24 protein-coding genes and 1 pseudogene are annotated in these 23,926 nt (G+C 42.0%); 8 read left to right on the forward strand and 17 right to left on the reverse strand.

Annotated elements, in window-relative coordinates; genetic code table 11:
- Position 1 precedes the first annotated feature (1 nt).
- Positions 2 to 643 carry a Uma2 family endonuclease gene (locus tag IM509_RS14925; protein ID WP_052275494.1) on the reverse strand — a complete coding sequence of 214 codons (642 nt, stop codon included), beginning with the start codon at positions 641 to 643 and terminating at the stop codon, positions 2 to 4.
- 155 nt (positions 644 to 798) lie between these two features.
- On the opposite strand from IM509_RS14925, the gene IM509_RS14930 reads away from it, so the two are divergent.
- Positions 799 to 1,482 carry a Uma2 family endonuclease gene (locus tag IM509_RS14930; protein ID WP_052275493.1) on the forward strand — a complete coding sequence of 228 codons (684 nt, stop codon included), beginning with the start codon at positions 799 to 801 and terminating at the stop codon, positions 1,480 to 1,482.
- A 23-nt stretch (positions 1,483 to 1,505) separates the two neighbouring features.
- Here the strand turns inward: IM509_RS14930 and IM509_RS14935 are convergent, their stop codons facing one another.
- Both IM509_RS14935 and IM509_RS14940 read right to left on the reverse strand, forming a co-directional pair.
- Positions 1,506 to 2,918, reverse strand: coding sequence for an LCP family protein (locus IM509_RS14935; RefSeq protein WP_002770582.1), 1,413 nt, complete (start codon positions 2,916 to 2,918; stop codon positions 1,506 to 1,508).
- A gap of 343 nt (positions 2,919 to 3,261) precedes the next feature.
- Positions 3,262 to 3,882, reverse strand: a complete 621-nt coding sequence (locus IM509_RS14940; protein WP_052275491.1) for a GNAT family N-acetyltransferase — start codon at positions 3,880 to 3,882, stop codon at positions 3,262 to 3,264.
- Positions 3,883 to 4,189: 307 nt separating this feature from the next.
- On the opposite strand from IM509_RS14940, the gene IM509_RS14945 reads away from it, so the two are divergent.
- The gene (locus tag IM509_RS14945) at positions 4,190 to 5,431 is read left to right on the forward strand and encodes an AmpG family muropeptide MFS transporter (RefSeq protein WP_052275490.1); all 1,242 of its coding nucleotides are present in this window, start codon (positions 4,190 to 4,192) and stop codon (positions 5,429 to 5,431) included.
- 28 nt (positions 5,432 to 5,459) lie between these two features.
- Here the strand turns inward: IM509_RS14945 and IM509_RS14950 are convergent, their stop codons facing one another.
- A complete protein-coding gene (locus IM509_RS14950; protein ID WP_185237064.1) occupies positions 5,460 to 6,884 on the reverse strand; it encodes a PP2C family protein-serine/threonine phosphatase in 1,425 nt (474 codons plus the stop codon).
- 206 nt (positions 6,885 to 7,090) lie between these two features.
- Between IM509_RS14950 and IM509_RS14955 the strand changes: the two genes are divergently transcribed.
- Together IM509_RS14955 and IM509_RS14960 are read left to right on the forward strand one after the other, a co-directional pair.
- Positions 7,091 to 7,741 carry a nitroreductase family protein gene (locus tag IM509_RS14955; protein WP_052275488.1) on the forward strand — a complete coding sequence of 217 codons (651 nt, stop codon included), beginning with the start codon at positions 7,091 to 7,093 and terminating at the stop codon, positions 7,739 to 7,741.
- A 9-nt stretch (positions 7,742 to 7,750) separates the two neighbouring features.
- On the forward strand, positions 7,751 to 9,166 hold the full coding sequence (locus tag IM509_RS14960) for a mechanosensitive ion channel domain-containing protein (protein ID WP_072924413.1): 1,416 nt from the start codon (positions 7,751 to 7,753) through the stop codon (positions 9,164 to 9,166).
- Between the two features lie 229 nt (positions 9,167 to 9,395).
- Here the strand turns inward: IM509_RS14960 and IM509_RS14965 are convergent, their stop codons facing one another.
- The 8 genes from IM509_RS14965 to IM509_RS15000 form a co-directional block, all read right to left on the reverse strand.
- Positions 9,396 to 10,178: a hypothetical protein gene (locus IM509_RS14965; protein ID WP_185237065.1), complete on the reverse strand. Its 783-nt coding sequence runs from the start codon at positions 10,176 to 10,178 to the stop codon at positions 9,396 to 9,398.
- Positions 10,175 to 11,395 (reverse strand): hypothetical protein, encoded by a 1,221-nt coding sequence (locus IM509_RS14970; protein ID WP_052275485.1) that lies wholly within the window; start codon positions 11,393 to 11,395, stop codon positions 10,175 to 10,177. The genes IM509_RS14965 and IM509_RS14970 overlap by 4 nt, the downstream gene beginning before the upstream one ends.
- 5 nt (positions 11,396 to 11,400) lie before the next feature.
- The gene (locus IM509_RS14975) at positions 11,401 to 11,793 is read right to left on the reverse strand and encodes a MerR family transcriptional regulator (RefSeq protein WP_052275484.1); all 393 of its coding nucleotides are present in this window, start codon (positions 11,791 to 11,793) and stop codon (positions 11,401 to 11,403) included.
- 85 nt (positions 11,794 to 11,878) lie between these two features.
- The gene (locus IM509_RS14980; protein WP_052275483.1) at positions 11,879 to 12,433 is read right to left on the reverse strand and encodes a phycobiliprotein lyase; all 555 of its coding nucleotides are present in this window, start codon (positions 12,431 to 12,433) and stop codon (positions 11,879 to 11,881) included.
- A gap of 32 nt (positions 12,434 to 12,465) precedes the next feature.
- A complete protein-coding gene (locus IM509_RS14985; protein ID WP_002788256.1) occupies positions 12,466 to 13,443 on the reverse strand; it encodes a glycosyltransferase family 2 protein in 978 nt (325 codons plus the stop codon).
- Positions 13,444 to 13,472: 29 nt separating this feature from the next.
- On the reverse strand, positions 13,473 to 14,690 hold the full coding sequence (locus tag IM509_RS14990) for a glycosyltransferase family 4 protein (protein ID WP_052275482.1): 1,218 nt from the start codon (positions 14,688 to 14,690) through the stop codon (positions 13,473 to 13,475).
- Between the two features lie 2 nt (positions 14,691 to 14,692).
- Entirely contained in the window at positions 14,693 to 15,652 is a 960-nt protein-coding gene (locus IM509_RS14995) for a GDP-mannose 4,6-dehydratase (RefSeq protein WP_002770602.1), read from the reverse strand.
- A 14-nt stretch (positions 15,653 to 15,666) separates the two neighbouring features.
- Positions 15,667 to 16,587, reverse strand: coding sequence for a glycosyltransferase family 2 protein (locus tag IM509_RS15000; RefSeq protein WP_052275481.1), 921 nt, complete (start codon positions 16,585 to 16,587; stop codon positions 15,667 to 15,669).
- Positions 16,588 to 16,852: 265 nt separating this feature from the next.
- Here IM509_RS15000 and IM509_RS15005 point away from each other — a divergent pair, with 265 nt between their 5' ends.
- Positions 16,853 to 17,836: a glycosyltransferase family 2 protein gene (locus tag IM509_RS15005; protein ID WP_052275480.1), complete on the forward strand. Its 984-nt coding sequence runs from the start codon at positions 16,853 to 16,855 to the stop codon at positions 17,834 to 17,836.
- 224 nt (positions 17,837 to 18,060) lie between these two features.
- Positions 18,061 to 18,417: a dihydroneopterin aldolase gene (gene folB, locus IM509_RS15010; RefSeq protein WP_002770608.1), complete on the forward strand. Its 357-nt coding sequence runs from the start codon at positions 18,061 to 18,063 to the stop codon at positions 18,415 to 18,417.
- On the opposite strand, the gene IM509_RS15015 is transcribed toward folB, so the two are convergent.
- Positions 18,404 to 18,946 carry an NADPH-dependent FMN reductase gene (locus IM509_RS15015; protein ID WP_002759793.1) on the reverse strand — a complete coding sequence of 181 codons (543 nt, stop codon included), beginning with the start codon at positions 18,944 to 18,946 and terminating at the stop codon, positions 18,404 to 18,406. The two genes, folB and IM509_RS15015, sit on opposite strands and share 14 nt — an antisense overlap.
- Positions 18,947 to 19,106: 160 nt before the next feature.
- On the opposite strand from IM509_RS15015, the gene IM509_RS15020 reads away from it, so the two are divergent.
- A complete protein-coding gene (locus tag IM509_RS15020) occupies positions 19,107 to 19,433 on the forward strand; it encodes an antibiotic biosynthesis monooxygenase family protein (protein WP_002759792.1) in 327 nt (108 codons plus the stop codon).
- Here IM509_RS15020 and IM509_RS15025 read toward each other — a convergent pair.
- Together IM509_RS15025 and IM509_RS15030 are read right to left on the reverse strand one after the other, a co-directional pair.
- Positions 19,430 to 20,038 carry a rhomboid family intramembrane serine protease gene (locus IM509_RS15025; RefSeq protein WP_036401120.1) on the reverse strand — a complete coding sequence of 203 codons (609 nt, stop codon included), beginning with the start codon at positions 20,036 to 20,038 and terminating at the stop codon, positions 19,430 to 19,432. The two genes, IM509_RS15020 and IM509_RS15025, sit on opposite strands and share 4 nt — an antisense overlap.
- 15 nt (positions 20,039 to 20,053) lie before the next feature.
- A complete protein-coding gene (locus IM509_RS15030; protein ID WP_052275479.1) occupies positions 20,054 to 21,313 on the reverse strand; it encodes an RNA-guided endonuclease InsQ/TnpB family protein in 1,260 nt (419 codons plus the stop codon).
- Between the two features lie 62 nt (positions 21,314 to 21,375).
- Here IM509_RS15030 and tnpA point away from each other — a divergent pair.
- Positions 21,376 to 21,797: pseudogene (gene tnpA / locus IM509_RS15035) on the forward strand (IS200/IS605 family transposase); the annotation flags it as partial.
- Between the two features lie 103 nt (positions 21,798 to 21,900).
- On the opposite strand, the gene nth reads toward tnpA, so the two are convergent.
- Together nth and rseP are read right to left on the reverse strand one after the other, a co-directional pair.
- The gene (gene nth / locus IM509_RS15040; RefSeq protein ID WP_072924402.1) at positions 21,901 to 22,557 is read right to left on the reverse strand and encodes an endonuclease III; all 657 of its coding nucleotides are present in this window, start codon (positions 22,555 to 22,557) and stop codon (positions 21,901 to 21,903) included.
- The gene (gene rseP, locus IM509_RS15045; RefSeq protein ID WP_052275477.1) at positions 22,557 to 23,648 is read right to left on the reverse strand and encodes an RIP metalloprotease RseP; all 1,092 of its coding nucleotides are present in this window, start codon (positions 23,646 to 23,648) and stop codon (positions 22,557 to 22,559) included. Before rseP ends, nth begins: the two co-directional genes overlap by 1 nt.
- Positions 23,649 to 23,926: the final 278 nt, after the last annotated feature.

Here is a 23,926-nt window from a genome sequence, read left to right on the forward strand (position 1 = left end):
CCTACTTATAAAAATCTTCGAGATGTTGTTTTAGTTGACGAATTGCCATACTACTATTGCGATTGTCGGCAATTTCTCCACAGAAAGAAACTAGATTTTGTAGGTTAAAGTTAGGAAAATATTGACTTTGATGGCGAGGGATATACTCTTGATTATCTAGCCAATAAATATAGAGATTTTTCTGACGATACAACCAAATTTCAGGCACTTGATAAGGCAGATAATCATCCACATTCGAGTAACTGGTGACATCAATTTCTAATACTAAATCGGGAGGAGGATCATTTACCCAGTCAATTCTGGCTTTCCCTGCTATAGCCGGCCAATGGTCAATATAAAAACTATAATCTGGTTCAATACCACTTGTTTCTGGTAATGCCATGGTTACGGGAGTAAAAGCCTCGTACTCACGCCCCAGATAATCCAATAAGGTGATGATAATATTAGCAATTAAATGGGCATCACGTCCATGCTTAGGAAGTGGAGACATAAGCAAGACTTCTCCATTGTGATATTTGATTTTAGGCTGAGAATTGTCGCCCCTTTGCCGAGACAAAGTTTGATAATCTAGCCAAGTGGCAGGTAATCTCACTAAGGATCCCGCCGGTAGCTCGATTTTATCTAGTGAAACTAAGGCAAACATGGCGCAAGGTTCCAGGTAAATGATGAGAAACGCTGTAAAATAAGTATAGGATATCTTCGATGTTCTCGATACCCAGCTGAACCCAATCGATAAATTAACTGAGTTTGGTAAGAAAACTTAAGCCTTGATAGTAGTTTCTTGATGAGCCAAAAATTATGCTATCGACTAACACAGTTTCCCCCCATATTATTCCCCCTCTCGAAAATGGCGATAGATTAACTCGTCCTGAATTCGAGCGCCGTTATCAAGCAATGACACAGCTAAAAAAAGCTGAATTAATCGCAGGAGTTGTTTATATGGCAGCCGCGGTGAGAGCCAAAAACCACGGTAAACCCCACGCTAATATTATCGGTTGGTTAACTGCCTACGAAGTGGCGACACCGGGAGTAGAAACACTGGATAATACTACTGTGCGACTGGATGGGGATAATCAACCACAACCAGATGCTTTATTAAGAATAGAAACCAGTGGACAATCAAGCATTAGTGAAGATGATTATGTAGAAGGCGCGCCAGAATTAATCGTAGAAATTGCTGCTTCTACTGCTTCCTACGATTTACACGAAAAACTCAAAGTTTATCGTCACCATGGAGTACAAGAGTATATTATCTGGCGAGTTTATGATGCTCAATTGGATTGGTTTCGCTTAACTGATGGGGAATATTTGCCCCTAGAATCAAATCAAGATAAGACATTTTGCTCCCAAGTCTTCCCCGGATTATGGCTGGATAAAAATGCTTTATTATCGGGCAATTTAGCCGAAGTTTTGGCAATATTACAACAAGGAATAGCTAGTCAAGAACACCAAGATTTTTGTCAAATTTTGGCTAATAAATAACCCAGATAAACTTGATTTTTTTCTTAGTTGCCTAGGGATGGCTCAGAAAGATTAGCCGATTTTTCTTGCCAATCTTGACCGATTTTAATCGTCACATCAGAAGCGAGATTCCCCGTACTTTCCACCAAAACTTCCCCGACACCAAGGCTATTATGTAGGGCAGCAGCCAGGGAATTATCCCCTTTTTGAGCAATAATTTTGGTAGTTTCTAGAATTGGCGATGAAGACTTAGAGACAAAAACATTTTCATAACCCAATGAGCGCAGATATCTGACTAGAGTTTGCACCGCTTCTGGATTATCGGTGCTATCTTCCACAGCTATGCGAGTCGGTTGCGTGGTTTCTTCGATGTCAGCCATAAAAGAGCCGTGGTTAAAATGTTGAGCCACTAGCTCTTGAATTTTACTTTGATTGGGTAGCCAATAACTGATCCCCTGCCGACCATCACCATTAAAGTCTCCGGGTAGCAGTAGCATTTGCACATCAGCGCGCTGAGTTTTGGAGGCAAAACCGGCTAGAGCGAGTAACTCCTCTAAACTGAGATTAGTATCGATATGAGTGCGGATAACCTTAATAATATCGGGAATTTTCAATAAAGTTGCTGGTTTTAGGGTTTGTTCCACTAAAGACCGCATTAATTGCTGTTGTCGTTGGATACGACCGATATCGCCGTTAGCATCGTAACGAAAACGGGCAAACTGGAGGAATTTCTCGCCGTTAAGGTGTTGTTCCCCTTTTTTCAGGTCAATGTAGAGGTGTTGACTAAAATCTTTGTACTTCATGTCTTTGGGAACATATACCGTCACCCCCCCCAAAGCATCAATTAATTTTTCCACACCCTGCACATTAATGCGAATATAGCGATCGATAGCCACTCCGTCCAAAAGATGACTAACCGTTTCCGCCGTTAAAGCAGGTCCACCAAGGGCGTTAGCTTCATTGATTTTTTTCTCCCCATAACCCTCGATATCGGTGCGGGTATCCCGGGGGATGGAAAGCATGGTTAACTTCTGTCTTTGGGGGTCAAAACGCAGTAACAGCATGGTATCGGTTAAACCATCTAAGGAATTAACCGGGGCATGATAACCCAAATCTGGGGTTTGTGCCTCCTTGACATCGGATGTCAACACTTTAGCCCCAACTACCAGAATATTAACGGGACGGTTGAGGGCGGGAAGTTGCAGATTTTGATAGGATATGGCCTGCTGATTGTTAAAAGCGGCGGCTTCTTGGGGACTGAGAGCAGCTTGTCGCAAAGGTGTGGAGGAGAGAGACACAGCCAACATAGCGCCGGCCGTAGCGGAAACTAGGGCGCAGCCGGTTAAGCCTAGGGCTGTCAGGAACCATTTACCGGACAATCGCCGCTTTTTAACAGGTTTAGCCGCTAATTTGCTTGATTTTCCGCTTTTAAGCCTTGATTTTGTCTTATTAACCACAAATTGCCTCACACGGTCACTAAATATCTCCCTAAAACCATATTTTAAAGAGATGAACTATTTTTTTTCTCAGATACCCGGAAAAGATTATTAAACTAAGTGGGTTTTCTAGAGAGTTAGCAGATAATATAGCAGAATTTTTCCTTATAATTGTTCTGCATCGCAATTTTGTCGAAATATCTAGGGTTTGTTTCGTGGGAGCGGGGAAGTGGGGTGTGGGGTGTGGGGAAGTGGGGAAATGGGGAAGTGGGGAAATTGAACTAAAACCCCAAAACCCCAAAACCCCAAAACTCCAACCCCCAACACCTAAAACCTGTCTCGGAGTCTCCTATCTCCTATCTCCTCATTGGCTGATTTTCTTGTGCAGAAATAACTTTTGTGGTCGATTAAATAACCAATTGCTCAACCAACCGTCGGTTTTTTGCAGACGATAACCGCTACTTGAGTACAGTGACTGGGCCGCTAGATTATTATCGAGAACATGGAGGGAAAGTTCCTCAAAACCCCATTCTCTAGCGATCTGTTCACACTTGAGCAGCAATCTCCGGGCCAGACCGGCACGCCGGCGATCGGGACTAACGGCTAAATTAGAGATATAAGGAATGGGAACAGCTAAAAAAGAACTGGATTTTAAGCCGATTTCCGCCGTAGCGACAATAATTTCCTGAGAACCCGCAGCCGTGACGCTGGTTTGACTGACTACCAGACAGTGATAGTAAGGGGTATCGGCGCGCAATCGTCCCCGTAAGTCCTCGTAAATGCCCAATTTAAAGATAGGACGCAGAAAAGACCAATAATTGGCCGTGGGGAAAAAACTATCGGTGAGAATTTCCGCCAAGCTTTTGAGATCTTGGCTTTGGGCCAAACGCACCTCGATGGTAATGGTGGCATTGTCACCGGTCGCTTCCGAGTCGGAGGGATTAGACAATAGGTATGAGATAAAACAGGAGTCCACTTTAATCACAGGAGTCGGCAGGGAAGGTGGGGATGGCAGTCCTTATCTGGGAAAGGTAAATAGGGGTAGGAGCTAGTTGGGAGAATCAAGCATCTATCTTAAGGAGAATACCGCAATTTTTCAAGACTACTGAATCAAAATCTCATCCATTCTACTGCCTATAGCCCCAGTTGGGGGAAAGACCGCTATTTTTCGGGAATTTTTTTTGATCGCCGGGCTATGGTTAAGATGGGACGATGCCGGTCAGAACTAATTTCTTTCTTTTTGGGTCAATTAACTATATTCTTTAATCTAATCTATCCTCCTACCCCCCTCTATGATCAAAGAAATTTCCGCTTATTTGCAAGTGTTCCGCAGTCAAAAAATGGCGGCTTTGTTATTCTTAGGTTTCGCTTCTGGATTGCCCTTGTTGCTCACCAGTCGCACCCTGCAAGCTTGGATGACCACCGAAGGAGTTGATCTGAAATCGATCGGTTTATTTAGTTTAGTCGCTCTCCCCTACTCTCTTAAATTTCTTTGGTCTCCCTTACTCGATCGCTATCTTCCCCCGCTGCTTGGTCGTCGTCGCGGCTGGATTTTAATCGCTCAAATTTGTTTAACTTTAGCGATTGGTTTCATGGCTTTTCAACAACCGCAACGATCTTTAGAATTATTGGCAATTAATGCTTTACTGATCGCTTTTTTTAGTGCCAGCCAAGATATTGCCTATGATGCCTATCGCACAGATATTTTAGAAAAATGGGAGATGGGTGCTGGGGTGGCGATCGGGGTTTTAGGTTATCGTTTGGCTTTAATTTTAACTGGTTCGATCGCTTTAATTTTAGCCGATCTCTTTCCCTGGCCTCTCGTCTATCTTTTCCTAGCTGGATTGATGGCTTTAACGATTATTTGGTCTTTTTTCGCCCCAGCTACTCCCCCTAGAGATGATACTCCTCAAACTCTTTTAGAGGCAGTTTGGTTGCCTTTCCAAGAGTTTTTTCAACGCTATCGATTCGGTCAAGGAATCGGTATTCTCGCCTTTATTGTTCTCTATCGTTTAGGGGATGCTTTAGTTAATAATATGGTGACTCCTTTTCTCTTAAAAACTGGTTTCAGTCAAACCGATATCGGGGCGATCCAAGGGGGCATGGCCATGATAGCAACTATGGTGGGAGTTTTATTAGGTGGTTCCCTGTTAAGTCGTTGGGGAATTAATCGATCGCTCTGGATTTTTGGCGGCTTGCAAGCTATTAGTAATTTAGCCTATTTTATTTTAGCAAATTTAGGGCAAAATTATCCTTTTATGGTCTTAGCTATTAATATTGAAAACTTCTGCGGCGGCTTAGGCACTGCCGCTTTTGTGGCTTTTTTAATGAGTCTTTGCAATGCTCGTTTTACCGCTACTCAGTTCGCCCTTTTATCGAGTTTAATGGCCTTTAGTCGCGATATTTTAGTAGCTCCCGCCGGAGTTTTAGCCGAGGCAATCGGTTGGCAGTGGTTCTTTTTAATCACGGTAATTGCCGCTTTACCTGGGTTAGCTTTATTGCCTTTATTTGCTCCTTGGCAAGAGCCGAATTAGGCTAATTTATGAGCTAGGTAATGATAATTTATTCCTCCGATTTCACTCGCATAACTACTAAAGTCATATCGTCGCTACTGTCATTTACCAACCCAGTAAAAGCGGCCACTTTTCCAAATAAATATTCTAGAATCTGTTCGGGATCGGTGTACTGTTGACAGGCTTCTTTAACTGCCGATAGCCAATTTTTCTGATCAAATCTTTCCCCTTTCGAGTTAACTGCATCGGTAAAGCCATCGGTGTAATAGATCAGCGTATCTCCCGCTTCTAATTGCACTTGGGAATCGTCATAGATAGAATCGGCCTCTAAACCAACTAATGTCCCTTCCGTGTCGAGAGACTCTAACTCTCCCCGTTTAGCTCGCCACCAGAGGGTGGGATAATGGGCAGCATTACTGTAGCCAAGACGGCGCGTCAGGGGATCATACTCGGAATAAAATAATGTCACGAAACGATGAGAATTATCGAGATCGGCATACATAACCCGATTGAGATGACGCAAAATCTGGGCCGGGGAGTGACGATTTAACACTTCCGCTCGCAACATTCCCCGGGTCATGGTCATCAATAATCCTGCTGGGACACCTTTACCCATGACATCACCGATGACTATACTCCAAGGAGCGGTACTGGCTTCCCTTTCCGCCTCCGTTGCCGGTTTAAATTGATCGTAGTTGCAGGGGATAAAATCATAATAGTCGCCACCAACGCGATTAGCCGTTTTGCAGTGGGCTGCCAATTCTACCCCCTGAATTTTCGGACATTGCCGGGGTAAAAGACGATTTTGGATTTCGGAAGCGATTTCTAACTCTCGATCCTGACGTTCCTTGGCCCGTAATTCGATCGTTAATTCATTATTAGCTATAGCCACCGCCGTTTGATCGGCCACTAGCTGCAGCAGTTTACGACGGGTGGGGGTCCAACCATAATCGGGATCGCGACTGAAAACGTATAAACGTCCCCGCTCACTATTTTTTACCAAAACAGGTGTACTATAAACCTGCGTACCCTGTCCGAGAGTTTGCCGGATTTTATGGTCGAGACTATCGAGAAGCGATCGATTATTTTTATTCTCAAGTGCCGCTTCTTGGTTTAATTGTCGGATAATTGCCTCTAATTGTCGGCGTAGTTCCCCATTAATTTGATTATCTTGGCAATGCAGTTGATCAAGCGCCACTTGACCGTTATTTTTGCTCAAAATCAACGCCCCTCCTTCTGCATCTGCCACTCGTGCGGCCATCAGGGGGGTAAGATCGAGGAATTGGTTTAAATTATTGAAACTCCGCAGGGCAAAACCGAGGGAACTTAAGAGATTTTGAACTTTGTTTTGTTCGCGATATAAACTGGCTACCAACTCTTTTAAAGCTAAAATTGGCTTGATATCGGTATTTTGATCGCCCATATTGACGGTGGCAGTGGTGAGGGTGTCGCTCGGTTCCGGCTCAGAACGCATAAAATGATTTTTGTGGCGGTGACATGATTATAGCTAGATGGTCATTGGGTTATGACCTGTTTAAGTCTAACAGTATAGTGGATCTTTTCCTGACTGCCACAATTTAATCCTGATGTTTTAGTATTTCTGTTTTGCCACACCGAAGGCTGAGGCTGATAGCTTGACCTTATAATAATTAGAAATATGTAACTCGATCAACTGACTTTATGACCTTGCCTCTCGATGTTCCCACGGCGATTAATCAACGTCGTTCTATTAAAACTTTTACCACCGATCCGATCGCCCCGGAACTGCTGAAAACCCTAGTAGAATTAACCGTTGCCGCACCTAGTAGTTTCAACATCCAAGATTGGCGAATTATTTTAGTACAAGATGAGGCACAAAAGGCCGCTTTAGCCGAGGCCGCTTGGGGACAAAAGCAAATTATCCAAGCGCCGGTTACTTTTGTTTTCGCTGCCGATGCTGCCGCAGGAGGAGGAGATCTAACCCCCATCTATGAACAGGCCCTCAGTACGGGTGCTTGGAACGAAGGCACGGTAAAATATTTTCAACAGGCAATCCCGGGATTTCAAAAGAATTTAGGCGAAAAAACCCGGGAATACGCGATTAAAGATGCCATGATCGCCGCTACTCATCTGGTTTTAGCTGCCGAAAGTCTCGGTTTATCTAGTTGTTTTCTCAACGGTTGGATCGAGGACAAGGTAAAAGCGGTGATCGGTGCTGCCGATCATCCCCATCTGGCGATCGCTGTTGTCGTTCCCATCGGTTACGCGGCGGAACCGCGGCTTAATCCGGGGCGTTTACCTTTAGATTACAATGTTTTTGTGGATCGCTTGGGTAATCCCTATCAAATCTAAACTTTAGCGATGACTTTCTCTCCCTCAGCTTGGTTAACGCCCTTTTTTTACACTCCCCTTTGGCGCGCTGGGGGTGTGTCCATCACTCTCGGTTGGATTATTGGTACTCTTGTACTGTTTATTCTTGTCACCTGTCTGACGATCGCTTTTAAAAGTTTACTAAAAAATCGTCTGCTGAAAAGTATCGGTTTTGATGAGGGTAATCGAGAAGCGATCGCAACTCTGGCTAGTTTTGCTTTTGGGGCTTTTGGTTATATTATCGCCCTACAATTGACTGGATTCAATCTCGCTTCGATCGCTGTTTTAGCCGGTGGTTTGGGGGTGGGTATCGGTTTCGGTTTGCAGGAGTTAACCAAAAATCTCACCAGTGGTTTAACTTTGTTGGTGGAACGCAAGTTAAAAGTGGGCGATTTTATCGAATTTGAGCAAACAAAGGGTTATATCCGGGAAATATCGATTCGTTCCACCACCATTCGCACTGTTGATGGTGCAGAGTTAATCGTTCCTAACACAATCCTAACTAGCAATCGCGTCCAGAATTGGCATTATACCGACTCGCGCATTCGAGTCATTGTACCGGTGGGAGTTGCCTACGGTACGGATCCTTTGATAGTAACGGAAATTCTGCTGCAATCAGCCTATATGTCGGGAGAAATTGCCTTTAATCCGCTTCCCAAGGTGATTTTTAACGGTTTTGGTGATAGTGCTTTAAATTTTGAGTTGTGGGTATGGGTGGAAAAAGTCGAACAGGCCGTTTTTCTGAGAAGTTCCCTACACTTCATTATCGAGCATAATCTGCGTCATCGGGGCATAACGATTCCTTTTCCCCAGCGAGAGTTATGGTTGCATAATACCGACAGTTTTGAGGCAGTTAAGGAACAGGATCAGGAGATAGTTAAACCTTCAAAACCGCTATCGTTAAAAGAAATGTTATTGGAGGTGAGTTACTTTAAACATTTTAACGATCTGCAATTGCGTGTATTAATTGAAATGGGTTGTCGTAAACATCTCCAGGACGGGGATATTTTAATTAGACAGGGAGAAAGAGCTAATTATTTCTGTATTGTTTTGCAGGGACAAGTGGATGCTTTTTATGAAAACGATAAAATCAGTCGTAAAATTTTTACTTTTAATAAAGGTCAATATTTTGGGGAATTACCGTTAATATTAGAGGTTCCCTATCCCACCACTATGCAAGCAGTGGGGGAAACCTTGTTATTTTTGCTCGATCGTCAGGGGTTTCAGCATCTTATCACTACTTATCCGGCTCTAGCGGAGGAATTCACTCAGGCACTCACCCAACGTCAAGAGGAATTGCGCGAATGTCAGCAGAAATTGGGAGAAATGGGGCTTTTAGACTCGGAAGACCTGAAAAATCCCGTCTCTTGGCTGCGACAACGGTTAAAGAGCTTTTTTGCGACTTAAAAGGGAATGACAACAGATTTACAGCCTTTTTTCTCTAGCAGTTATCCTAATGATGAGGTACGAAGCTGAGAATAGGGAGTCGCTACCTGCGGACAACTGATCAGATATCCCTGTTGTTTTCAGGGATGAGAAGATGTGGACGTCCAAACCCCCTCGTACTCCCAGTCAAACCAAAATTTAAGTTATACTTCATCTATTTTAGCTTTTAAGAGCAGGCTAGGGAAAAATCCTAAAATCCGAAAGAATAACCGATTTTTAGCTTTAATTGACTTTGATCATGGCCATTAGTGGCAATATCTCCCTCGATACCCCAATCGATCACACCTTGGCGATTAATTTGCTGACGAATTCCCATACCAGTGCGAATTAAAACGCCACCATTACTATTATCGCCGGTAATTACGCCCAATTCTGCTAAAAAAGTGCGATCAAAACGTTTCGGATAACCAATCGGTCGCGAATAACCGAGAATTGCTGCCGGGGAAAAAGCTCGATCGCCGTTATCGGGGTCAGTTTTTATGTTTAAATCGAGATTAAGATGCACGCGATCGAATTGACCAACAGTTTTACTAGCAATTCCCCGCAGACGAAAATCTAATCCCCTAGCATTATTTCCCGTCGGTAATCCTAAATCGGTACGAATGGCAAAAGCGGGAACATTATCGTATTCTCGATTGAAATTATAGAAAAAACCTACAGATAAATTTCCCACATCAAAATCCGTATCATCACTATTAACTCGTCCTCCCACTTGCGGATCGATGCCGATAATAATGTGACCATTGCGAATAATACCGTTGAGGTATTCAATATCAAACTCACCCCCAAGATTACTATTTTCAGGAAAGACTAGACTTCCTCCAAATTCTATCGATTGTTCCCCAAAACCAAGACTTTCAGCATCATCAAAAGAAAGGGGACGACCGGAATCAAGATTGTTATGATCGTTGGCAAAAACTGGATTAGTAAAACTGGCAACTAAACCCACAGCAATTAATAAAAATCTTCTCATTTTTTCAGTTCCTCTTGATCATTGCTGTCATCAGGTTTTTTCTCCGTATTAGGAGGTTTTTCTGGAGAGTAATTTTCGTGGTTATGGTGTTGGTGATCTTCTTCCTCATGTCCCTGAGAATTATCAGGTTTTTTCTCAGAATTATCAGGATTATCGTGATTATGACCTTCGTGAGAAATATCTGTTGGCATTAATCCCATACCCGGAATTCCTGACTCAAAACGATGATCATGTAGTCCTTCACCACCATAATTTTTTCCTGCTGCCATTCCTTGATGATTAGCGGCCATTACTAACCAAATAGCGCGGGTAATTTGTTCGTCTTTTTGTTGGGGAGTTAGCCAAGCTGATGCCAGAATATCATTAACCATATCGTGCAACATATGCAGGTTATCAAAGGTGTTAGATATTGCGGGAAAACGTCGGGCAAACTTGGGACTAAGTTCGGCAAACATCGGCATAAAAGCTCGATCGGTGCGATACAATTCCTGACTATGGTATTGTTTTCCTACCTGTTTATAAGCTTGTTTTTGTTCTTCTAGCGTCTTCTCATAGAGCAAGTCATACATTGTTCCTTGTAACCAATGGTAGCCCCAAAATAAGCCATTAACTTTCGGATATTTCTGGCGAAAGGCTTTAGAATAAGGCTGGGAATCCAGATAACCCATATTCATGGGTAATCCCGTAATCGCATAGGGAACTTTTGTCAAGTAAAATTGATATAATTTTTCAATTTCCGCCTCTTTTTCCTTGTTGGTTAATTTGCTGCTGGCTAAAACATCAACGGTTTGAGCATGGAAAATATGCGCCCACTCGAAAACCTGTTCTAAAACACCGTATTTTCTGCCAAAAGTTGGGGAAATATTACCCTCATCGGGCATAAATTTAGGCGGATTTTTTAAAACCCAATTAATTTTTTGGTATGTCTTAGTTTCTAAATCTTTCGCTTTTCCTGTTACGATATCTTCGTAGGCAAAGGCATGACCAACAGCGATCGCATTCAAGTCTAAAGCTAAATCTCTGACATTATAAATGGCATTGTTATAAACCCCTCTTTGGGGATAAATATGATTACGTTGCTTGTTATACATCCAAGCTGGTATATTATCAGGAATTGCTTGTAAAGTCTGAGTTTGAGGTGAATCAAGATGTAAATGTTGAGCAATGACAGGAGTAGAAATCATTGCTACAGTTACCAATAAAATTAACTTTTTCATGATAGTTAAACCTTGAGATTAGGGCAAATAAATTGATCGTCTTTTACTGGTGTATCCGTCCATCCTTGCAGGGTTTCGGTTAATTGTTGACGCAATAAAAGCAATTGTTCCACTTGTTGATCGATCTCAGCAATATGTTTAATTAATTTTTCTTGAATATCTCCACAGGGTAACTCACCATGGTCATGAATTACTAAACATTCGCGGATCTCTTGCAGACTTAAACCCAAAGATTGTAATCTTTTGACAAACAGCAAGCGATGGACAGTATCGGGAGTAAATAGGCGAAATTGTCCCTCTGTCCTCTCAGGGGACTGAATTAGTCCTAATTCCTCGTAATAACGAATCGTTTTAATTGAAACACCACTTTCTAGGGAAAGTTGACCGATTTTGAGCATTATTTTTGCTCCTTAATCCTATCGTTACCCTATTATAAAATCTCCCCCTGACTGGAGAATCAAGGGGGGGGAAAGAAATATTTTTTTAACTGACTTTACACTCAACTCCAAAACCGACCAAGAGAACTTTTTCCAAGGGTTCCCCCTCCTTGGGACGTTGATAGTTAATAATTTTGCGAATTCGCAGGTCTGGATTGATTAAAGTAATTGAATCCACGGAAACACTGCGAGTATAATTGGTGGTCATTAATAACTCTCTGGTAGTGGAATCAAAGCGAAAAGCGGAGATAATTGGTCTTGCTTCTTCGTAGGCGCGATCACGAAGATAATCCCCTTCTAAATAACCGTTATTTTCTGCTTTAACCACAAATAAAAGATTAAGATTTTGTCGCACTTCTTCCCCTTTTTCCGAGATGGTATAGAAACCTAAATTAAACCCGGGGATACTTTCTAAATCCGCAATATCAGGATAGTTATTATCTGTCAGAACTTTCTGTTTAATCTCTCTGGTGAGGGGTTGAATGAGGAATTCAGTACGGGAACGTTCCACTTCTTGAGCAGCTAGATAATGATAGGTTCTTTCCGTTTGCCAACTACCGACACAATAGGCAAAAAATTGCTGAAAAACTTCGGTATTCATAAATTTAACTCTCCTCATGTCATATCTTAATTTTAAGTTATTTTATCAGTAACTTGTTCCCTATTTTCAAAACCATAACAATCTCGAACAAGATAAAGTGGCCTACCCTTGACTTCCTCATAAACCCTGCCAATATATTCGCCAATAATACCAAGAGTCAGTAATTGAATTCCTCCTAAAAATAGGACAGCAACCATCAGAGAAGCGTATCCAGGTACATCGATTCCTAAAATAATAGTCCTGAGAATTAAAAAACTAGCATAAACAAGACTAATAAATGCAATGATAAATCCTACATAGGTCCAGACTTTCAGAGGTAAAAAACTAAAGGAGGTAATACCATCAAGGGCAAAATTCCATAATTTCCAGTAATTCCATTTAGTTTGTCCTTGATACCGGGGTTCTCGATCGAATAAAATTGATGTCTGTTTATATCCCACCCAAGCAAATATTCCTTTCATAAATCTTTGACGTTCGGGCATTTTTTTAATTGATTCTACCACTCGGCGATCAATCAAGCGAAAATCTCCCGTATTAGGGGGAATAGGAACGCGACTTAATTTATTAATGACTTGATAGAAACCTTCTGCTGTAAAACGTTTCAACCAACTTTCGCCAATTCTAACCCGACGGGACGCATAAACCACATCATAACCCTGCTGCCATTTTTCGATCATCTCGGCAATTAATTCGGGGGGATCTTGTAAATCAGCATCAATAGGAATGACTGCCATCCCTTGACTATAATCAATTCCTGCTGACATGGCGATATCTTTACCAAAATTACGGGATAAATTAACTACTTTAATTTGTGGATAACGTTGATGATATTCCACGAGATTTTTGAGAGTATTGTCACGACTCCCATCATTAACGCAAACAATCTCATAACTGGTATTTAGTGCCTCTAAAACTGCTAAAAGTCGCCGAAAGAGAGCATCGATATTTTCTTCTTCGTTATACAGAGGAACAACAACAGATATTTTTACAGGTATTTGATTTGATAGCATATTAATTGACAAAAAACTAGAGAAATTTCCTAACAAATGTCAGCGATTAAAACTTGTTCGTACTTACCTGCTGCTTGTTGCCAAGTATATTTATCTTCGATTAACTTGCGAGCATTTCTAGATAATTTTTCTCGCAACTCTGCCGATTCAAAAAGACTACTAATCGCCGTACAATATTCCTCAATACTATTAGCTCTTAAGGCTACTATAGGAACATTATTTCCTGCCACTGTTAATCCTTCTAAACCTCGATCGCTGGCCACCACTGGCACCCCCGCCGCCATGGATTCTAGGGTTTTGAACTTCATTCCAAAACCCGTTCTTAGGGGAATAACTGCCACAGTTGCCTGATGAAGATAGGTGGTCATTGATGGTACTCGTCCCGTCACAATCACTCCTTTTAACTTAGTTAATTCTTGCACTTCTAGGGATGGATTAGCACCGACTAGAGTTAAAGTAGTATCGGGGTAAGTAAGTTGAATACGAGGTAAAATTTCTCTAGCTAAAAAACAGGCCGCATCGATATTAACCCAATAATCTAAACCACCGATAAACACTAAATTATGTCCCGCAGCATCCTGGGAACGATAGGGAAACAAATCTAAATCTACTGCATTAGGAATTAAATAAATCTCTCCATTGGGGGCAAATTCTTCCATTTGTTTTTGATCCTCATCGGTGGTGACGACAATTTTTGAGAATTTCTGCACAGTTTTTTGTTCGTAGCGACGCAGGAGAGGAAGGTAGAGACGATCCCGTAATTTTTGACTAGAAACCCCAATTTCTAATTGACTTTTGCAGGTTTGATAGAGGGAACTATGCACATCAATTACTGTCCTAATTTGCCTTTGCCATTCGGAACGAATATAAATTTCATTAACACTATGTTCGCTGGTAATTACTGAGAATTTTTGACTCTTAACTGCCCTATCTATCCAGTTCTGCATCTCTTGAGAATAGCCAAAAAGTACATTGGGAGGGGTTCCCGTTTGCAGGAATTGAGCTAATCTTTGCAGTTTAGCAATTATTCCAGTTGTGGCATCTCGAGGACGGGGAAAAACTACCAATTTACTAACAAAGTTACCTAACTTTTCTACCTCCTCATCTCCGACATCAGCAGTACGCTGAACGATGAGAGTAATATCATGATTTTTGCTGAGATGCTTGAGTAAATTAAAAGTTCTGCCCTGAGTTCCTCCTTTGCTAGGTGGATAGGGAAAGGTGGAACTAATCATTAAGATATTCATAGCTATTTTTCTAAACGATTTTCTACCATCATGCGGACAATATCGGTCATTTTGTATTGTGCTTGCCAACCTAATTTTTCCTTAGCTTTGTTGGGATTGCCACGACTAATGGCTAAATCTGTTGGTCTTAATAAACTTCGATCGGAAATTACATGATCTGGCCAATTTAAGCCCACAGTAGCAAAAGCTGTGGCGACAAAATCCTCTAGTTTTGAACTTTCTCCCGTGGCAATGACGTAATCATCGGGTTGCTCCTGTTGCAGCATTAAATACATCGCTTCAACGTACTCCGGCGCCCAACCCCAATCCCTTTGAATATCCATATTTCCTAGTTGCAAAGTTTCAGGACTTCCCTGGGCAATTCTAGCCACGGCAGCGATAATTTTTTGGGTGACAAAGCGCTCGGGACGCAGGGGAGATTCATGATTGAAAAGTATGCCTGAACAGGCAAAAATTCCGTAGGCTTCTCGATAATTAGCCACTTCCCAAAAAGCCGCCGATTTAGCCACAGCGTAGGGACTGCGAGGACGAAAAGGGGTATTTTCGTCGGCAGAATTATCGCCGATATCCCCGAAACATTCACTCGATCCGGCATTATATAATTTAATTTTTGCTCCAGTAAATCGAATTGCTTCTAAGAGATTTAAGGTTCCCGTGGCAATACTTTCTAAGGTTTCCACTGGCTGCTCAAAAGATAAACCCACAGAACTTTGTCCAGCCAAATTATAGACCTCATCCGGCTGAATTTTAATTAAGACCTGTAGGACACTGCGAAAGTCGTTCAGTGCCATCGATTCTAGTTTTACCTGTTCCTTGATTCCCAAACGTTTCAGGTTACTAAAAGATGACATTTGGGCATCCCGGGAGGTGCCACAAACTGTATAGCCTGCTTTTAACAGTAATTCGGCTAGGTAGGCTCCATCCTGCCCCGATATACCACAAATTAACGCTTTTTTACTCATTTATTTACAAAAATTTACTTTTGAGGGTTTAACATCGCCTTGGCGGCTTCGCTTAAATAACCGATTTGTCCATAGGCATAGAGAAGATTATCAAAGCTTTTAGCAGGATCATTGATAAATTTGACAGATTTAACCAATCCTCTCACCAAACGCTCACCTCCTCGCCTAAATTGAGCCAATCCCGTTCTTCCTGCCACTTCTTCCCGGTAGTGTTCGCTGATGCCTTGCCACCAACTGCGACGCATAAACCATTGACGATTGATTCTTTCTGGGGCAACATTGTGTTCCACCAGTGCTGCGGGAAAATAGCCCACTTGCCATCCCTGGGCCAGTGCCAGTTCTGTAGTGTATAATTCCTCGTTAGATAGAAGTTTTTTGCCAATTCTTCCCAAATTAGGGTCAAAACCGCCAATCTTCTCCAAGAAATCTCGCCGAATTGAGTAATTAACCCCTCGCGGAGTTAAATTCGCTTGGCTGATATATACCACATTGTCGCCCAAATCGAAAGCCCCTAAACCCGCTGCTAACTGATCGGATAACCAATTGGGTTGACTGTAGCCTTGCGGCCAAATTAAGGTGACTTTTCCCCCCGCTACTGCCAGTTTTTCGTTATTTTCGTAGGCATTTAACAGAATTTGCAACCATTGACGACTAGCGATCGCATCGTCATCCAAATAGGCTAAAATCGGCGCTCTAGTTTCCTTCGCCCCGCGATTTCTGGCGGTAGATAGCCCTAAAATAGGTTCGTAAACGTATTTTAGCCGCCCATCTCCCAGACGTGACTGGGCCACTTGACGGGTTTTATCGGTAGATGCGTTATCAACCACTAAAATCTCACAATCTGGGCAGGTTTGCGCTAAAAGACTATCGATCGCTGCTGCTAGGTAGTGATCGCGGTTGTGGGTACAGATAATCCCTGCTATTTTAGGAGCCATGGCTATCAAGGTTACTCATTCAATACCCTAAAACTTAACATTCCTTTGCAAAAATGTAAAAATGCTTGAGGAGACTCCGAGACAGGACACAGGAGACAGGAGATTGCTTTTTACTTATAGAGTTTCTCGTAAAGATGAAGTATAACCTAATTTGGTATTGACGACCGACTCCCCAAAAGGAAAACTTCCTATCTCACCATGAAGATAACTGCTATAACACTCTCCACTGATAACTGATAACTGATTACTGATAACTGAAAATATTATGCCGAAAGTAACTATTTGTATTCCCACCTATAACCGCGCCGATTATCTCACCTATTCGATTAATACTGTCTTGCGGCAGACTTATGAAGATTTTGAGTTAATTGTTTGTGATGATGGTTCTTCTGATCATACCCCAGAAGTGGTGGCAGCATTTCAGGATTCGAGAATAATTTATCTGCGTCATCCCCAAAATCTTGGTAGAAGTTTAAATATGCGATCAGGTTTTACGGCTGCTCGGGGAGAATATTTTATTAAATTCGATGATGATGATGGACTAACTCCTGAATTTTTAGCGAAAACTGTACCTATTTTAGAGCAAGAAAAAAACGTTGATTTTGTCTGTACTGATCACTGGATTATTGATAAATTTGGACAAAAAGTTACAGCTGCCACCCAAGAAAATTCAGCGAAATGGGGCAAAGACAGATTACAACAAGGGATTATTCCTGATTTACAAAGACAAACTTTTTCCTATCAAAGTTTACAGGTGGGTTCGACTCTTTTTCGTTATCAATCTTTAGTCGATGTGGATTATATGCGCTCTCAAGCGGATGGTTGTGAAGATTTTGATTTATTAGTGCGTTTAGCTTTAGCGGGAAAACAAGCTTATTTTCTGCCAGAATTATTAATGGAATATCGTTTCCATGGCGGTCAAACTAGCTTAAAACAAGCGGTTCACTTTTTGCAAGCAAAACTGTTTTGTACAGAAAGTTATCACTTTAATGATGTAAAATTAGAAGAAGAAAGAGTAAAAAAAACGGCTTTTTTACAGGAATCTTTGGGAATAAAATTAATTGAAAAGGGAGAAAACGAAGCCGGGCGAGTTTTAATAGAAAAAGCCTCGCAATTGTCAGGAAAATCCCGACGGGCTAGACTGGGTTTACTGCTTTCCTATTTACCTCTGAACTTGAGACAACTGGCTTTTCAAGGTTTCCGTCAACTACGCTCCAAAGATTACACCGAACAGGTAAGAGCCGTCTAAACTATAATTTATAAGTAGTCATGCAAAATTAATTACCTGCCCGATCGAGCTAAAACCCTTACGGGGCAATGATCGTCATGTGTAAATAATTTTGCCTAGGTACTTAGCAGTTATCCTAATGGTCGGGTAGGAAGTTTTCATTTTGGGGAGTGGGTCGTCGATACCAAATTAGGTTACACTTCATCTTTGTGACCAACGCTGCCAGTTTTTTAATTTAACTATCTATGGATACTATTCACGTTACAGGAATTCGGGCCTACGGTTACACAGGATATCTGGCCGAAGAACAGGTTTTAGGTCAATGGTTTGAGGTGGATTTATCCCTAGAAGTTGACATCAGCATTGCTGGCAAAAGTGACGCGATTGAAGATACCCTAGATTATCGACAGGCGATCAAAATTGTCAAACACCAGATTGAAACCAGCAAATTTGCCCTAGTGGAAAAATTGGCCACAGTCATCGCTGAGGATATCCTAAAACTCGATCGAGTGCGACAGGTAAGAGTACAATTATCGAAACCTGCCGCCCCAATTCCCCATTTCACCGGTAAAATCACCATCGATATTACTAGATCCCGTTGAGTTTACGGGTATTATCGACTAAACTTCGCGCAAAAGCGTCAAAACGTTGGGAAAGCTTCTCGTCAAGGATTTTTCCGTCTTCGTTGAAGACTTTCCACGCTTGTCCTAAGCTAATTTGTTCGGGAATTACCCAAGCATGAACCCAACGGAGAATGATTCTTAAGTCATTTAGGGCGTTACTATTGGATTGGCCGCCTAAAACACTGATTAATCCAGCAACCTTTCCCGATAACTCCTCAAAACTCATTAAATCTAGGGCATTCTTCATCACACCACTGACACTGCCATGATACTCCGGTGTCGCCAAAATTAATCCCGCTGCCGATTTAACCGTTTGCTGCATTTTGGCCACATCGGGATAGTCAGAATAGTCATCTCCCCCGTTACAGAAGGGTAAAGAGAGTTTTCTCAGGTCAATTATCTCCGTTTCTACTCCTAACGCCTGTACTCGACTGATAGCAACTTCTAACGCCATCGCACTATAGGATCCTGGGCGTAAACTGCCATTAATACCAACAATTTTGATCATAGAACTTATACAAACTCATAACGACTACATATAAGCTAACAAAAAAAGAGACAATTGGGGAAGCTTAGTTAAAAAAATATGTCGATGGGGCGGAGGGGGCGATCGATCTAAGTTTTAATAGGAGTAGAAAGAAAGATTTATTCCATTTCCCCTCATTGCCATGCCAGAATTTCTCGATTTTCTCAAACATAAATATGCCTATGTGGCTATTGGTGAATTTAAACCGGGGTGTTTTTCCGAAGCCCAAAAACTCTACGAAAAAGCCGTTTCCACCTATTCCACGGGATTCCAGGGAGCTTTTCTGTTGCAAAAACCCGGAACCGATGAAGGAATTGCCGTGATCATCTGGGATAAAATCGATGATATGGAGGCAAATAAAAGCGAAGCCCACGAATTATTGCTGAAATCCATGGCTCCTCTGTTTGCGAAACCTCCTGTCACCGATTTTTACGAAGTATGTAGCGAGATAGAAGGTTCCCCCATTTAGGAATAATGTTTCTTTTCGGTGGCGATTAATTTGGCGGCTAAAACCCCGCCTAGGAAACCAAATAAATGTCCTTGCCAAGAAATCCCCGGACGGGAAGGCAAAACGCCCCAAATTGTGCCACCGTAGAGTAAAAAGACTAGAATTGACAAGAGTATAGAAGGAATATTTCTTTGGAAATAGCCCCGCAGTAATAAAAAACCTAAATAGCCAAAAATCAAGATACTTGCCCCGATATGGATGGATCCCGGAGCAGCAAATAACCAGACTCCTAACCCCCCCACCAGCATAGTCAACCCAGTCACAATAAAAAAGTCGCTGGTTTCCTGTAACATCACCAACCAACCGAGAATCAGGAAAGGAACCGTATTAGCAATAAGATGGGGAAAGTTACCGTGTAGGAAAGGTGCAAAGAGAATACCCCGCAATCCGATGACTTGATGGGGAATAATCCCGAAATTGTCTAAACTGCCCCGAAAAACAAATTGATCTAAAATCTCTAACAGCCAAAAAATCGCCACAAAGGTAGCGAGGATTATTGCTTGGGTTTTTATTTCTTGCCGTGATCCTTGACTCATAAGATTGATGGATGAGTTATTTTTTCCCATTTTGACTCTCCCCCGCTAACCGCTCGCGCGGTGTAGCGGGGGATTCTCGGTTCTTAGGCTTTTAACTAGATCGACTTGGTTTAACCGGTCGATCCCCGTCAAATCGCCTCCGCGAGCGTTTTCTAACACGGTCAGTCCGACCGCGTTTTTTCCCCGGTTCTCGATTACCTTTGCTGATGCCGTGTCTCTCGGTTCAATGTGGCCGCAAGAATCACACCGGTGAACTCTTTCTGATAACGCTTTTTTGCCGGTAATCGCGCCACAATTAGGACACTCTTGCGAAGTTCCGTTTTTATCAACCTTAAGATAATATTTTCCCCGTTTCCAAATAACAAACGGTAGTATCTCATTAATAAAACTACCGATGCCTGAATCCAGAGATTGTTTTCTAACGATCCCTCTAGACCAGGAAACGAAGTTAATATCTTCGACAAAGATATTATCAGCAAGATCACAAAGGTAATGAGCTAGTTTAAAGTGCCAATCTCTACGAGTATTAGACACTTTTTCGTGTAATCTTGCTATCTTCTCCTGAAGTTTTAACCAATTGCTAGAGCCTTTAGTTTTCCGTTTCAAGCGTCTTTGTAGCAATTTAAGCTTACTCTGTACTTTCAACAAAAATCGAGGGGCTTTGATTAAATCTCCTCGTGAAGTAGCGACAAAACTCTCAATCCCCGCGTCGATTCCTAAACAGGTTTTCCCAAATGTCATATCGGGAACTAATTCCGTAGATTGGAAGGAAACCGAAACGTAAAATCCCGACGCTTTTTGGATAATTCGAGCTTGTTTAGGCTCGAACCCAGACGGGTACTTTCTGGATTTCCTAATCCGAATTTTTCCCAATTGTGGAAAATTCAAACATCCATCCCCTAGAAAGTTTTTTGACAGCGCGGGGAAAACAAAACTTCGCATCTTTTTCTTGAATCTAGGAAAGCCGAAGCCTTTCGATTTCATCTGGTCAAACGCTTTATCTAAAGTTTTTAAGACTTGCTGTAAGACTTGAGCGTTAACCGTCTTTAATATCGGGTAAACTTTTTTAGCTTCCGTTAGATTTTTGGCTTGAACGAAGTAATTAGGATAGGGTTCATCCGCAGGAATTATGTACTCGGAAACTAACGAACAACGATCCGCAAGACACTTTCGAGAGTTTAACCAATCTTTCCGTTCCGAGAGCGCGTAATTATAAACGCTCTTACAAACATCAAGAATGTGGACGATCTCCCGTTCCTGTTGCCTGTTTACCTTTAGTTTGTACTGGTAGGTAAGCGTTATCACTGTCGTTAGTTTCGTGATGTATAGCTAGATTATAACACTTACTGCCTAATATGTCAACTGATTACAATCATGGATTTCGTTCTGTTTATAGACTTACCGCCCACGTTGTATTCGTCATCAAATACCGACCATTGCTATTAACGATGAAATCTTAGCCCGACTGAAAGAAATCTTTGTATCAACGCTCACAAAATGGGAAAGCGCATTGCTTGATTTCAACGGTGAATCGGATCACGTTCACCGGATTATCGATGACAAGCCTGACATCGCTTTATCCAAACTAATCGCTAACCTTAAAACAGTTAGTAGTCGCTTAATTAGAAAGGAATTTCCGGATTTGGCGGCAAAGTATTTCGACAATAAACCCTATTTTTGGACGGGAGCTTATTTCGTGGCTAGTTGTGGCGGCGTTACCGTCGAACAACTAAAAAAATACGTCGAGAACCAAAAAAACTCCCCAAAAGTGGAAACCCTACCGCGTTAGTTTTATTCTGGTGGCGATTCATCTCGCTCCATTGAGATAGCCACCAGATCAGTTATCAGTGATTCAGTTACCAGTTATCAGGTGTGAGTTTACTGTTTACTGTTTACTGTTTACTGTTTGCTGCGGGACAAAGAGAGGCTAATTGACAGGAAAAACAAGCGGGATTTCTTGCTTTACAAACCGCCCGGCCGTGGTAAATAATACTAATAGAAAAAGTTTCCCAATCCGGTTGAGGCAGTAAAGCCATTAAATCCCGTTCAATTTTCACCGGATCGTTATTAGTAGTTAAACCCAAACGATTACTTAAGCGCTTAACGTGGGTATCTACTGTCACCCCCTCAATAATCGCGTAAGCGTGAGCAAGTACCACATTAGCCGTTTTTCTAGCTACCCCGGGTAAAGTTAATAATTCCGCCATTGTCTTGGGTACTTCTCCTTGAAAATCCTTGAGGATTTTTTGACAAGCACCCTGAATATTTTTAGCTTTATTGCGATAGAATCCCGTGGAACGAATCAGGGTTTCTAACTCCTCTCGCTCGGCAAAAGCTAAGGATTTAGCATCGGGAAAACGGGCGAATAAAGCAGGAGTCACCTTATTTACCCGCTCATCAGTGCATTGTGCCGAGAGAATCACTGCCACCAATAACTGCACGGGAGTTTGATAATTTAAGCTACAGGTTGCCTCTGGATATAATCGCTTTAAGTTGCTTAAAATCTCTAGGGCGCGCAGTTGAAGCTTAGTTTTTTTTCGCGGGGCCATCACTGGAATAAATCCTGAAAAACTGCTAGGTTAGCCGTGTCGCGCACGATTAAGAAAACTCCTAATCCTAAGAGTAAAACTAGACCTGTTTGCATGATGTTATCTTGCAGTTTAGTTGGGAGAGGTTTACCTACCAAAGCCTCGATTAATAAAAATACTAATTGACCGCCATCAAGAGCAGGTAAAGGCAGAATATTAATTACCGCTAAGTTAATACTAATTAGGGCGGCAAATTGAAAAAGATTACCCGCATCATTACGAGCGATTGCCGCTCCATATTCGACAATTTTCACCGGTCCTGCTACCTGTTGAACACTGTCTTTGAAGTTACTAACTAACTGCCCAAAACCTTGAACGGTTAATAGGGTTAATCGCTGAAATTCACCCGCACCTAAGCTAAAAGCTTGCCCAAAATTATCGGCTTTCAGGCGAGTTTCTTCACCGTTAGGAGCCAATCTAACCCCAATTTTACCCTGACCATCACTTCCCAATTCAGGAGTAACGATTAAATTGATCGTTTCTGTCGGGCGTTTGATGGTTAATTTTAGGGGTTGATCGGGGGAAGATTGAATAATGTCACGGAAGTCAATAATGGCATTTTGAGAAGCACCAAGGGGCTGATCATTGATAGCGAGAACAATATCCCCCGCTTGCATTCCCGCTTGTTTAGCGACGGAATTTTCAGCAGTGAAAACTTCAGGAATAATTACCCCTTCTTGATAGTTAATTTGGGGAAACCCCACCGTAGCGACTTGGGTAACAAGCAAAAAATAGGCAAAAATTAAATTAGCAATTACCCCGGCACTAATGACGATAGCTCGATCGAAAACAGGACGATTGCGTAATAAATCAGGATCGTTATTGGGAATTTGACTATCGGGATCGTCATCGGGAAAACCAACGTAACCCCCTAAAGGAATGGCGCGGAGGGCGTATTCCGTTTCTTTACCTTGATATTTAGCTAAAGCTGGACCAAAACCGATGGAAAAGCGATTAACATGGATAGATTGCCAACGAGCAGCGGCAAAATGACCCAATTCGTGAACGACAATTAATAGGGCAAGTACACCGATCGCTATTAAAACTGACATGATGATCAAATTATAATGACTTAGCTTTTGTTTATTGTAAGCGATCCTCCCAAGCAGATTGCAAAAAATCTTTAGTTATCGCTAATTTTCCGATCATTTAAGTAGGTAGGCGTTAAAAATTATCAGATGCCCCCCTTATTAAGGGTAGGGCTGTTTCATTCTCCCATCAGAATATCAAAAGTAAAAGCGATCACTATCAGGTAAAATGAGAAGTGACCGCCAACCTTTCAAATATATGTTGAGCTTAATAGAAAAACTGAAACAAGTCAAGGACTTTC

Source organism: Microcystis sp. M31BS1, from assembly GCF_020245285.1.
Taxonomy (GTDB): Bacteria; Cyanobacteriota; Cyanobacteriia; order Cyanobacteriales; family Microcystaceae; genus Microcystis; species Microcystis panniformis.

What these genes read in the sequence shown, in the direction of transcription:
- IM509_RS14945 (WP_052275490.1), top strand. Translation starts at nt 4,190, where the DNA reads ATGATCAAAGAAATTTCCGCTTATTTGCAAGTGTTCCGCAGTCAAAAA.
- IM509_RS14970 (WP_052275485.1), bottom strand. Translation starts at nt 11,395, where the DNA reads ATGAAAAAGTTAATTTTATTGGTAACTGTAGCAATGATTTCTACTCCT.
- rseP (WP_052275477.1), bottom strand. Translation starts at nt 23,648, where the DNA reads ATGTCAGTTTTAATAGCGATCGGTGTACTTGCCCTATTAATTGTCGTT.
- IM509_RS14980 (WP_052275483.1), bottom strand. Translation starts at nt 12,433, where the DNA reads ATGAATACCGAAGTTTTTCAGCAATTTTTTGCCTATTGTGTCGGTAGT.
- IM509_RS15000 (WP_052275481.1), bottom strand. Translation starts at nt 16,587, where the DNA reads ATGGCTCCTAAAATAGCAGGGATTATCTGTACCCACAACCGCGATCAC.
- IM509_RS14925 (WP_052275494.1), bottom strand. Translation starts at nt 643, where the DNA reads ATGTTTGCCTTAGTTTCACTAGATAAAATCGAGCTACCGGCGGGATCC.
- IM509_RS14930 (WP_052275493.1), top strand. Translation starts at nt 799, where the DNA reads ATGCTATCGACTAACACAGTTTCCCCCCATATTATTCCCCCTCTCGAA.
- IM509_RS15005 (WP_052275480.1), top strand. Translation starts at nt 16,853, where the DNA reads ATGCCGAAAGTAACTATTTGTATTCCCACCTATAACCGCGCCGATTAT.
- nth (WP_072924402.1), bottom strand. Translation starts at nt 22,557, where the DNA reads ATGGCCCCGCGAAAAAAAACTAAGCTTCAACTGCGCGCCCTAGAGATT.
- IM509_RS14975 (WP_052275484.1), bottom strand. Translation starts at nt 11,793, where the DNA reads ATGCTCAAAATCGGTCAACTTTCCCTAGAAAGTGGTGTTTCAATTAAA.
- IM509_RS15015 (WP_002759793.1), bottom strand. Translation starts at nt 18,946, where the DNA reads ATGATCAAAATTGTTGGTATTAATGGCAGTTTACGCCCAGGATCCTAT.
- IM509_RS15025 (WP_036401120.1), bottom strand. Translation starts at nt 20,038, where the DNA reads ATGGGAAAAAATAACTCATCCATCAATCTTATGAGTCAAGGATCACGG.
- IM509_RS14955 (WP_052275488.1), top strand. Translation starts at nt 7,091, where the DNA reads ATGACCTTGCCTCTCGATGTTCCCACGGCGATTAATCAACGTCGTTCT.
- IM509_RS14965 (WP_185237065.1), bottom strand. Translation starts at nt 10,178, where the DNA reads ATGAGAAGATTTTTATTAATTGCTGTGGGTTTAGTTGCCAGTTTTACT.
- IM509_RS14995 (WP_002770602.1), bottom strand. Translation starts at nt 15,652, where the DNA reads ATGAGTAAAAAAGCGTTAATTTGTGGTATATCGGGGCAGGATGGAGCC.
- IM509_RS15020 (WP_002759792.1), top strand. Translation starts at nt 19,107, where the DNA reads ATGCCAGAATTTCTCGATTTTCTCAAACATAAATATGCCTATGTGGCT.
- IM509_RS14990 (WP_052275482.1), bottom strand. Translation starts at nt 14,690, where the DNA reads ATGAATATCTTAATGATTAGTTCCACCTTTCCCTATCCACCTAGCAAA.
- folB (WP_002770608.1), top strand. Translation starts at nt 18,061, where the DNA reads ATGGATACTATTCACGTTACAGGAATTCGGGCCTACGGTTACACAGGA.
- IM509_RS14950 (WP_185237064.1), bottom strand. Translation starts at nt 6,884, where the DNA reads ATGCGTTCTGAGCCGGAACCGAGCGACACCCTCACCACTGCCACCGTC.
- IM509_RS14960 (WP_072924413.1), top strand. Translation starts at nt 7,751, where the DNA reads ATGACTTTCTCTCCCTCAGCTTGGTTAACGCCCTTTTTTTACACTCCC.
- IM509_RS14985 (WP_002788256.1), bottom strand. Translation starts at nt 13,443, where the DNA reads ATGCTATCAAATCAAATACCTGTAAAAATATCTGTTGTTGTTCCTCTG.